The 9,197-nt window shown below is 60.3% G+C and carries 11 protein-coding genes and 8 pseudogenes; 12 read left to right on the top strand and 7 right to left on the bottom strand.

Translation table 11 applies throughout. The features are described 5' to 3' along the window. Positions 1-98: 98 nt before the first annotated feature. The 8 genes and pseudogenes from RM96_RS40395 to rplI form a co-directional block, all read left to right on the top strand. Positions 99-335, top strand: a pseudogene (locus RM96_RS40395) (DNA-binding protein); the annotation flags it as partial. Positions 336-612: 277 nt separating this feature from the next. Next, a complete protein-coding gene (locus RM96_RS40635) occupies positions 613-765 on the top strand; it encodes a hypothetical protein (RefSeq protein WP_274520254.1) in 153 nt (50 codons plus the stop codon). An 80-nt stretch (positions 766-845) separates the two neighbouring features. Continuing rightward, positions 846-1,040: a DNA-binding protein gene (locus RM96_RS39080; protein WP_039015614.1), complete on the top strand. Its 195-nt coding sequence runs from the start codon at positions 846-848 to the stop codon at positions 1,038-1,040. After that, a pseudogene (locus RM96_RS40385) lies at positions 1,034-1,216 on the top strand (H-NS histone family protein); the annotation flags it as partial. The gene RM96_RS39080 and the pseudogene RM96_RS40385, both read left to right, overlap by 7 nt. Positions 1,217-1,506: 290 nt before the next feature. After that, positions 1,507-1,785 carry a hypothetical protein gene (locus tag RM96_RS39590; protein WP_039015608.1) on the top strand — a complete coding sequence of 93 codons (279 nt, stop codon included), beginning with the start codon at positions 1,507-1,509 and terminating at the stop codon, positions 1,783-1,785. 2 nt (positions 1,786-1,787) lie between these two features. Continuing rightward, positions 1,788-1,930, top strand: a pseudogene (locus tag RM96_RS39075) (30S ribosomal protein S6); the annotation flags it as partial. 229 nt (positions 1,931-2,159) lie between these two features. Further along, positions 2,160-2,438 carry a 30S ribosomal protein S18 gene (rpsR, locus tag RM96_RS31205; RefSeq protein WP_039015607.1) on the top strand — a complete coding sequence of 93 codons (279 nt, stop codon included), beginning with the start codon at positions 2,160-2,162 and terminating at the stop codon, positions 2,436-2,438. Further along, positions 2,439-2,868: pseudogene (gene rplI, locus RM96_RS38075) on the top strand (50S ribosomal protein L9). 311 nt (positions 2,869-3,179) lie between these two features. Here the strand turns inward: rplI and RM96_RS39585 are convergent. Then, positions 3,180-3,458 (bottom strand): hypothetical protein, encoded by a 279-nt coding sequence (locus tag RM96_RS39585; RefSeq protein WP_193752559.1) that lies wholly within the window; start codon positions 3,456-3,458, stop codon positions 3,180-3,182. Positions 3,459-3,553: 95 nt separating this feature from the next. On the opposite strand from RM96_RS39585, the pseudogene RM96_RS38070 reads away from it, so the two are divergent. Continuing rightward, positions 3,554-3,791 (top strand): annotated as a pseudogene (locus tag RM96_RS38070) (YifB family Mg chelatase-like AAA ATPase); the annotation flags it as partial. On the opposite strand, the gene RM96_RS31195 reads toward RM96_RS38070, so the two are convergent. The 4 genes and pseudogenes from RM96_RS31195 to RM96_RS31180 all read right to left on the bottom strand — a co-directional run bounded on the left by RM96_RS31195 (position 3,761) and on the right by RM96_RS31180 (position 5,434). Beyond that, on the bottom strand, positions 3,761-3,952 hold the full coding sequence (locus tag RM96_RS31195; protein ID WP_039015606.1) for a hypothetical protein: 192 nt from the start codon (positions 3,950-3,952) through the stop codon (positions 3,761-3,763). The pseudogene RM96_RS38070 and the gene RM96_RS31195 overlap by 31 nt on opposite strands. A gap of 87 nt (positions 3,953-4,039) precedes the next feature. Further along, positions 4,040-4,174, bottom strand: a pseudogene (locus tag RM96_RS38065) (lysine transporter LysE); the annotation flags it as partial. Positions 4,175-4,523: 349 nt separating this feature from the next. Continuing rightward, positions 4,524-4,884 (bottom strand): annotated as a pseudogene (locus tag RM96_RS38060) (IS1634 family transposase); the annotation flags it as partial. A 157-nt stretch (positions 4,885-5,041) separates the two neighbouring features. Then, a complete protein-coding gene (locus RM96_RS31180) occupies positions 5,042-5,434 on the bottom strand; it encodes an STAS/SEC14 domain-containing protein (RefSeq protein ID WP_039015604.1) in 393 nt (130 codons plus the stop codon). A 261-nt stretch (positions 5,435-5,695) separates the two neighbouring features. Here RM96_RS31180 and RM96_RS40735 point away from each other — a divergent pair. Then, positions 5,696-5,776, top strand: a pseudogene (locus tag RM96_RS40735) (IS3 family transposase); the annotation flags it as partial. A 108-nt stretch (positions 5,777-5,884) separates the two neighbouring features. On the opposite strand, the gene RM96_RS31175 reads toward RM96_RS40735, so the two are convergent. Next, entirely contained in the window at positions 5,885-6,403 is a 519-nt protein-coding gene (locus tag RM96_RS31175; RefSeq protein ID WP_039015603.1) for a hypothetical protein, read from the bottom strand. Positions 6,404-6,421: 18 nt separating this feature from the next. Then, the gene (locus tag RM96_RS31170; protein WP_052279855.1) at positions 6,422-6,706 is read right to left on the bottom strand and encodes a hypothetical protein; all 285 of its coding nucleotides are present in this window, start codon (positions 6,704-6,706) and stop codon (positions 6,422-6,424) included. 1,129 nt (positions 6,707-7,835) lie between these two features. On the opposite strand from RM96_RS31170, the gene RM96_RS31160 reads away from it, so the two are divergent. Further along, positions 7,836-8,354 (top strand): hypothetical protein, encoded by a 519-nt coding sequence (locus RM96_RS31160; RefSeq protein ID WP_039015601.1) that lies wholly within the window; start codon positions 7,836-7,838, stop codon positions 8,352-8,354. 118 nt (positions 8,355-8,472) lie between these two features. Then, positions 8,473-8,733, top strand: a complete 261-nt coding sequence (locus RM96_RS31155) for a hypothetical protein (RefSeq protein ID WP_443112290.1) — start codon at positions 8,473-8,475, stop codon at positions 8,731-8,733. The last annotated feature ends 464 nt before the right edge of the window (positions 8,734-9,197 follow it).

Genomic DNA, 9,197 nt, shown 5'->3' with positions numbered 1-9,197 from the left:
AGAGGAAGGCGCTGGCCATCGTCGCAAGACGATGGCGAAACCGGCCTTAGTGAAGCAGAAAGTCAGCTTTGTTCCTGTTTGAGCAGGAATGAGCAAGTATGACGGAACGGAGTTCGCCCCCATTTTGGCGCAGTCTCTTACAGGCGGACTTGGCCGAGCTGCGCAGCCGCTTCCCCGAAACCCGTGCGATGTACCGCGAGGTGTGCTGGCTGCTGTTCTTCAGCTACGGTGTTACGTCCACTGCCAACAAGCGCTACAGCCTGGTGCGCAAGGGAAACATGGGCACGCCGGCGGAGGTGCTGCAGCCGCGGGCCGTCAACTGGCCCGAATTGCGTACCCAATTCTCGACCGAGCTGGAGCGCGCGCGAGCAGGGGTGATCGTACCTTTCGTGCGAAATATGGCAGTGTGGGCCTAAAAATCCCTTCGCATCAAATAGTTGCATTAATCCCTCCCGCGTGAGAAGCAGGAAGACGCATAGCCTTGTCCGAAGCGGCTCTCCAGGTGATCACCGCCAGCTTTTGCACGAAAGGTACGATCACCCCTATATGTGCAGAGAGGCTGGCGCAAGGGCGTGCACTGGATTGGTCAAGGCGCAGTTGCGGATGGAAGCGATGCCGCGACTGGAGGCGGAATTGACCGCGCTACGCGCTGCGCTGGAGGAGTCGCGTGCCAGGCGCGCCGCGGCGCAGCGCCGGGCCGAGCGGGCCGAAGCCGAAGCGGCGCTCGCAGGCCAGCTGCTGGCAGCGCGAGCGGGATGGCGGTAGTGGACGGCGGCGCAAGGCCGGCGGCCCGGCGCCGAGCGCGGAGGAAGAACCTGGCGTGCCTGCTACCTCCCTCAACCCCGATGACGGCAACGACGGCAACAGAAATTGAGCGGGCGGACGCGATCCGCTGGATCCAGGCACAGATGGCCGACTATGGGCTGACGATGGATGAACTGGAGGCGGCAGGCTTCAATCCGCCGCTGCCGCCACCATCCGTCGCGCGTCCGGTCTGCTACCGCAATGCCGAGAGGCTCACTGGGGACGGGCAGGGCTGACGATGGAGGAACTAAAGGCGGCGGGGTGCTTTGATCCGCCACCGCCTCCTCCGTCGCCGGCGGTCTGCTACCGCAATGCCGAAGGGCTCACCTGGGACCGACAGGGTGAGACGCCGGACTGGCCGCGCCGGGCGGTCAATGCGGGGCAGAGCGTGGAGTTTTTCCGGATTGGATAGCTTCGACAGCGGATTAGCCTGGGGCGGTCGTCTGGTGATAGTGGATTCAGCATGGGCCCGAGGCCCACGCCAGGTAGGCGAGGGCGGTGACCAGCAGGCAGGAGCGGCCAGTATCCCGTAGTACCGCGCTCTGTGGCATAGCTGCTCCGGGTGCCCCGGTAGGTGAAACAGCCAGTTCGGGTGGCGGTCAGCGCGTGCACATTCCATACTGGAAGTGATCGCCCCCGCCGGAATGCAGCGATGCTCGTGGGGACGAGTTTTCGTCTCCGCCTTCCGAAAGGAGGTATCCCATGTGCTACCGGATTCGTGATCTGGATCGCCCGCGAGAGAAAGCGGCCCAGCAGCGGCATACCCCGACGACCTTGTCGCCTCGCTCTCGCCTCAACGAGCGCTGGGCGGCGTTGATGGCGTGGCTGCGTCCGTCTCCAAAAACAACCAGCCCGGTGACGGCCACATCCTTGGAGCAGGCCGAGCCGGCTGAGGCCGCGGCGAAGCCGATCCCTCGGCCCATTGACCAGGATTGCACCGTCGCCAGCACCGCCCGCGAGCGGGAGGCCGAGACGGCGTAGCCCGTCACAACGATGCCGTGTTGCGTCACCCCATCGTCCAGACCAAGAAGGCCGAAACCGCGCCGTCGCCAATGATGAAGTGCAGCGCGAAGAAGCCCACAAGGCCGCACTCCAGTCGCCTGCCGAAACCCCAGTAGCGGCCTGAGCATCAAGTAGTGTTGTGGTGCAGGCTTTCATGGCGGCCACGATCGGGCACAATGAGAGTCGTATTACTGTAAGTTGGCCTGGGCTTCCCCGCACTGCGCTCACGCTTCGCACCTGGCCTGACCGCCGCGGGCTCGCAGGCGCCGCAACGGCAAGGCTCTCGTCTTCCATATCGCTGATATGTAAGGCATCGGTAAGGCATCGGTAAGGCATCGGTAAGGGACTGAATCATGGCATTCATCAAACGTAGCGATAAAAAGAAGAAGCCTTTCAAAAAGGAAAGCTCACTGTTCAAGCGCAAGCGCTATTGCCGCTTCACCGTGGCTGGCGTGGAACAGATCGACTACAAGGATCTGGACACCCTGAAGGACTTCATCGGCGACAATGCCAAGATCACGCCCGCTCGCCTGACTGGCACCAAGGCGCACTATCAGCGTCAGCTCGATACGGCCATCAAGCGCGCGCGCTTCCTCGCGCTGCTGCCCTACACGGACCTGCACAAGCACTGAATGCCCAGGCCGTTAAGGAAAATACGATGCAAGGAAAAAATTATCAACCTGGGCTGCTTGGGTGACATCGTTCGCGTGAAGGACGGCTACGCCCGTAACTTCTGATCCCGAACAAGAAGGCCCGCCGCGCTACGCAAACCGCCATCAGCGAGTTCGCTGGAAAAGGCTGCCGCCCAGAAGCTGGCCGCCCGTGCAGGCCGAAGGCGAGAAGCTGAACGTCCTGACCGGAAGTTCGGTGGGCGGCTGCCAGTTCGATTTGGTCACCAACGCAGGCATCGCCGAAGCCCTGGGCACCCAAGGCTCATGGTCAAGAAGGCCCAGGTGCGCCTGCCCAACGGCCCGCTGGAGCTGGTGGGCGACGAGGTCAGCGTTGCTGCATACTGACGTGGCCGTCGATGTGACCGCGTCTGTCCTGGGCGAACACGTCTAAGCATTGGCATTGCCGCCGGCAAGGGCTCGCATCCCGGGGCGGTGGAGTGTGTCAGCGAGGGAAGGCAGAAGCGTTCGCTTCTGCCTTTTCTTTGGGCGCGCCCGGCAGGGCGCACCCATGCCTGCGGCCGGGTTGGGGCACTTGGCAGCGCGACTTCGCGGGATCGGGTGTGCATGACAGCAGCAACGCTCGTGCTTGAACCGATTTTGCAACTCAATACACCGAGGACGCCAGTAGGGAAGGGAGGGTGACTGCATCGATCGCCCGTGACACACGATGGCGCCTGAAGCGGACGACCGAGGCCTCGTCCGCTACCGGCTCCTGCAACAGGCTTTCATCGGTAGCTTGCGTGAAACGTAAGGATACCTCTCATGGCAGGTGGTTGCCGCGCCCTCAGGCTGCCATCTAGCGGCGTTTATCGTCGGTCCGTCCAGGGTCATGCTGGAATGGTCGTTATGGAACTTGTTGATGATGGGCCTGAGCTCTTCATTGACATACTCACTGTAGCGATAAAAGGGGGGACCGAACCGACCTCTGCGCAGGTCGCTGTTGCCCAGCAACCAGTCGGTGACGGGAAAGGTGAGGTTCATGTACTTCATCCGGGCATGTTGTGCACGAATATTGTCGTGGACGTGACAGCAATAGTGGAAGGTCTCATAGACCAGGTACCGGGCCACCATTGTCAGAGGAGATGCTGGACGGCCCGCCGGGCGAGCCGAGCGCCGAGGTCCACGTGCTGGCCGCGCCCGAACGGCAACTGGCGCGGTGGGCAAAGGAAGCGGAGGCGCTGCTGTGCGGGGCCATGACAAAGCTGGGTTGGCCCGCCCGTTCGTATTTTCGAGTGCTAAAGATCGCCCGCATCATTGCGGATCTCGAACGTGGGCGAAGCGATTCAATACCGGCGCGCGATGCGCTCCTCGTAGGATGGCGGCGGTACCGCCACTGGCGGTTCCGCCGGTGGCGGTGGATGCTCGATCGGCGGCAAGTCCGGAGGAATGCCCGGGGGCGGCGGCTCCTCGATCGGCGGCACTGTATGGGCCGGCCGGTGGCGGGACTGGGCAAGCGGCGTCAGGAAGGTGCGCATGGGGCGTCTCCGCGATGGCGATCTGCCTTCATTGAAGCAAACCCGCCGCCCGAGTGCCACCAGCACGCCCATGCCCCGCATAAAGACTCAGGCGGACTGCCTGCGCACGAAGAAGAGCGCGGCGCCTACCGGGACCAGCACGTTGCCGAAGACGCGGTTCTGCCAGCGCACCGCGCGCGCATTGCGGAATTGCCTCTGCATGCGCGAGGCCAGCACGGCGAAATAGCACGGTGTCCACACTATGCTTATGCGGCGTGCATAGATGTGCTGGTATGTGCTGGTGTTTGAAGGCCCCGTCGATATCGAGCGGCTCGGCTCGCCGAACTCCTTTGAGATGAAGCGCTCGAACAGTAGTGCTTTCGGAGTCGGTCATGGCTTTCGACGCCGCGACGGCCTATGAGCGGCTCAATCCGTGCCAGGCCCATCCGGGTCAGACAACGAACAGAAATCGTAAACTATTCAAGCGGTTACGGTCTGAGTCCCACGCCAGTGCTCGATCTCCTACCGATACTTTTTGCAGGAAAAACAAGGGGACCCCTTCAGCTACGCATTACGCTGCGTGGCTTGAGCTCGTGGAGGTGATGTTATAGGTCAACGTGGCGAGATCTCGCAGCAGCGTTTGCAGGCTATGCCCGGGTAGGTCGTCGTCGGTACGGTGGCGCGCGGCTTTAGCGTCGGCTCCCTTGGAGCGCGGCGTCGGCATCACCGGATTGGCACGCTGATCACGCAGCGTTGCCAGGCCCTCATCGTCGTGGAGCAGTGGCTTGAGCGCTTCGCGCAGCTGCCACTCGACGTAGTAGGCGAGCATGCATAGAAACACGCGCACGCGCGACTCGCTGAAGTGTGACATCGGACGCACGTGCAGATCGACGGTCTTCATCGAGCGGAAGGCCCGCTTGACCTGCGCCAGACCCGTAGGCCAGGACCGTCTGAGCTGCGGCGCGGCTTCGGTAAATCTCTGCTCGACAAAGGTCCGCAACTGGCCCAGGTCGGTCCTCGCGTAGGCCGCTGTGGTCTGCACCAAGGCATGCCCGAGCAGTGCTTGGACGGCAGGCCCGCGCGGCCGGATGCGCTGTCATGGCTTTCGAATCAACTCGGGCGAGTCGTGGGCTGGTCGAGAGGGCTTACGATCCAGTCCCGCGCATCCGAGGCCTGATCGACCCGGAATGTCCTGATGTGGCCCGGCACCACGAAGCGCAAGACATCGACTGCGCGGCGGATCCAGTCATGATCTGTCACCACGGCTATGGCTTCCCAGTGCCAGTAATGGGCGATCCCCAGCTTCAGGTCATCCCATGCCGCACCCGCGGCCATCCGCGTGAAACCGGGCCCGAGCTCATAGTAGACGCGAACCTTGTCGTGTCGCTCCATCGTGGTTTCCACGGCGGGAATCAGAATCCGCTCGTAATCATCTCGTGTTACTTCGCCGGACGCACGCACGGCGACGACGTTGCCGGGGAAGCCTTCAAGGATTTCGATCATGGCAACTCCTGCCTGCGGGCTTTCGCAGGCGCGCGGCCGCCTGCATACATCCCAGATGCGGACGCGCCTTGTGGTACCCGCTGAAAGACTTGCTTCCACAGTACATGCGGCGTGCGTGCGGGCCAAGGAAGATTACAGAATAGGCAAGTCAGAATGCGGGCTGAACCAGCAACATTGGCTTTTTCACCAGGGCACGCTTCCAGTTTTTCACGGTGAACAAATTTGCCGATCTGGACCAGCTTCAGGCAGACCAGGTCGATCCACTACAATCAAGAGCACATCAAGCCGAAGCTAAAAGGGCTGAGTCCAGTGCAATACAGGATTCAGCCCTTAGGCGCCTAGCGATTTGACCGTCCAAATTTCTTGGGATCAGTTCGGACTGGCCCTCTTTTTTTTTAGCCGCGTACCGTATATTTCCGAGGCCGTACATTGGCAGATCCGTTCTGGCAATCATACCCACCTGAAGTTCGGCATCACATCGCTGTGCTCGTCGATACTGACGCCGCCCAGCTCATTGATCATCCGCTTCGTGGACTCCTTGGATTTCGAGTCGCAGCTGGCAATCATCATCAACTGGCCCGGTTCCATTTTCGCTTTCTGTCGCACCAGTTCGAGGCGGCCGATTTTGACGCCGACCAATCCGCCGATCCACCAGCCAATCATCGCGCCTAGCGCGATAGCGCCAACATACGCCATGGCAGTGGCGCCCGTACCGGCAGAGACTCCGTATCTGAAAATTACCAGCGCCGCGACGATCGCGCCGACAAAGATTCCGGTGATTGCCGCTTCTTCGCGATATGTGGTCTGACCGACGTCAACCCTCGGCAATCCGTCAACTGGCTGTTTGTCGCGCTGGACAAACCACGGTCCCGCGACTAGTGCAGATGTACCGGCCAGCTCGTCTAATCGAGCTTGCGCCAGCCTCGCCGTGATGACGTCCTTCAGCCTGAAATACAGCAGCGTACGCATGGTGTTACCTCACTCAATCTAAATTTCCACTTCCGGCAAACCGGCGGACATTCCGGCCCAGGCCCCAGTGCAGAGCCCCTTGACTGTGGGGCCGGACGGCGACCGCAGGTTGGGCCAGCCTTCGTTGACAGCGCGATCCCAGTCAATCAGCAGCATGGCTGCCTGATGCCATTGGGTTGCCACCAAGCGGATGAATCCAAATCTCTGGATGCTTCCCTTCGGCAACTGGCCGACCTGGCGGTCGCGCAGTAGGCGCATGGCGGGAATGGCCCGGTAGGTGGTTTTCGCAGAATTGTTCGGCACGATATTTCCTTTACTGCTTGCAGGGCTGGCTGTGTGGCGGCCGTTGTGACCAAGCGCCACCGCTGTGGACTCCGATCTTCCATTGCGAACGGGTAATCATTTCCATCCGTCCCGAATTGCCGAGGATCTTTACGGCATCATCGTCACGATGAGATCGCGGCCCGGCCGGCCCGAAACGCGAAAGAACAGCAAAGAAGGCGGCAACCAACCTGGCGATCGGTATTGCGGCAAAGGATCCCAATCGCTGGACATCGATTGCATCGATCCTGGCTAACGACCGGCTTCCTTGGTTACTGGGGGAGTGAGCGAGCAGAGGTCGCCGCGTGGCATCTTGCATGAAATTTCCAGGAATCCCCGAGAGTGACTTCAGGAGTCACCAGTCCTAAGACGTTGTCGAGGGGGAAGGCCCGGAAACGAGTGGTAGGCGAACCAGAAGCACGTAGCTTCAGGGACGCCGCAACTATTAGTATAGATGTCCATTGCATCTCATCCCAACGCCCTTACAAAATGGCCTGGCAGGCGTTGCGCCGCCCACCCGCGGCGCCCGCAAACGCGGACCGGTCGGTCCACCGCTGGCACTACACTGGAACGATAATCCACAGCAATCTTCGCGGTCCGCAACTCTTTCCATTTCTTCAGATCATCGTCAACGCAAGGCTTGAGATAAACCGTCTCCAATTCTCGGTGAGCCTGTCCTACAAGGTCATGGATCCCATGACGGATTTCCGCTGAACATTGAAGCGGCCATGACTTTCCGGCAGTTCGTCGTTTCCGGGCGATTGACGAGGCGCTTGTCCTTCGCACCGAATGGTGAATCGAGTAACACCGCTGGCCGCATAAACAATGAGGGGGGATATCGTGTCGGTTGCCGTTGTGAAAGCGGCTCACAAGGCCATGCTTGCCACGCAAGCGCTACGACACCGTGCGCAAAGATTTGGCTTTGCACGCTTGACACCCACTCGACGACCCCATCAGTTATGCCAGTTGTCGACTGGGATCTCACCGGCTATGAAGGGTGGCCCGACCTGCACTCGCCGCAATTCCAGCGAGTGGGGCCTTCGTGCTGAGATCCTTGCATGGTTTCGACGGATCGAGGGGAGTAACGGCCAGGTCGGAGTGAGGTAACTCTATGCGTACTCTTCTATATTTCACGTTGAATGATGTGGCCACCGCAAAGTTGGCACAGGCGCGACTCGGCGAGCTGTTCAACAGGTCGGAACTCGTCGGAGGACCGTGGTTCGTCCAGGGCGACAATCAGCCCGTTGAAGGGCTGCCGAGGACGGAACTCAGCCAGACCACGTATCGTGAAGAAACAGCGATCGGTGGCTTTGTTGTGGGTGTTATCGCGGCAGTGCCGGTGATACTCGCGTACGGGGCTCCTGCAGGCCCGGCAGCGAGCGTTGTCGCCTTCGTGGGTGGCCTCATGTTTGGCGGCATGATTGGCTGGTGGATTGGCGGGCTGGTTGGCGCCAGGATCCGGCGCTTCGGTCTGGCGAGTAAAAAGCTACGACTCACACCTGGAAAGATGCTGATGGTCGTCAGCTGCGATTCGAAGTCCAAGGACCTCATGAAGCGTACCATTCAGGCACTGGGTGGGGTCAACGTCGACGAGCACAACGACTTGCTTCCGAACTTCAGATGGCTATGAGCGCCGGTAAAGTGAGTCTTACGCCGCTCCGAGTCGATGTCCACTGTAGCGAGTTCACAGGTGTCGTGTGTTTTTGCTATGCCGAATGCCGGGAAACATGGTTCTGGGAGTGAAACGAATGGTGAATGATCTCGGCTCGACTATGGATTGGCTTACTGAATACCGGGGATTCGAAATCCGTGTTGCCCTTGTGAACACGTCCGAAGATATGTTCGACGCCTGGTTTCAGATTGAAGGTCCGATGAGGCCGCCTGGGGTCGCTGCGATTGGCAAGCGAGTGAAAGTCCACGGAGGACCGTTTAGCCGACGCTGGGCGCATCTCATCGCGGAGCTTGCTGGTAGGGCAGCGGTGGATGTGATTCTGGGTGTGGATGAGTGATTTGTCGCACCAACCCGCTTTTGCCGGTGCGGTATCGGAATTGCAATTTCGGAATGGTTGTACTCCATGGAGACGAAATTTCGTCGGGATGGCATCGTTTGAGACCATTCCTTTTCGATCTTGGCAGGGCCCAAACACGATCCACAGAGCCCGGCGAATGTCGCTGGGTATTCAGTTCGGTACAAGATAACTCGCACGGACGGGCGGCCAGTTAGAGAAGGCTTCGTGACAGTGCAATCGTACGAGCTTAACGTAGGCCTGATCTCTTCTCCGCTGCCGAGGCTGCACTCGCCTATGGTGAGGCGAAGGATCGAGAGGACGTCTCGACGTTCTAGATGCCATTAGGCAACCGGTCAGAGAAAGATGGGGATTATTGAGATTTACAAAAAACATGACAACCGATTCTAGGCCGGTGCGTTTTATCTCGAACAGGTCGAATGGAGATATGCGCCATGGCGAAGAGT

This window comes from Cupriavidus sp. IDO (assembly GCF_000812465.1).
Lineage (GTDB): Bacteria > Pseudomonadota > Gammaproteobacteria > Burkholderiales > Burkholderiaceae > Cupriavidus.
Note: the sequence above shows the minus strand (reverse complement) of the source record. Positions and strands in the feature narration are given on the sequence as shown.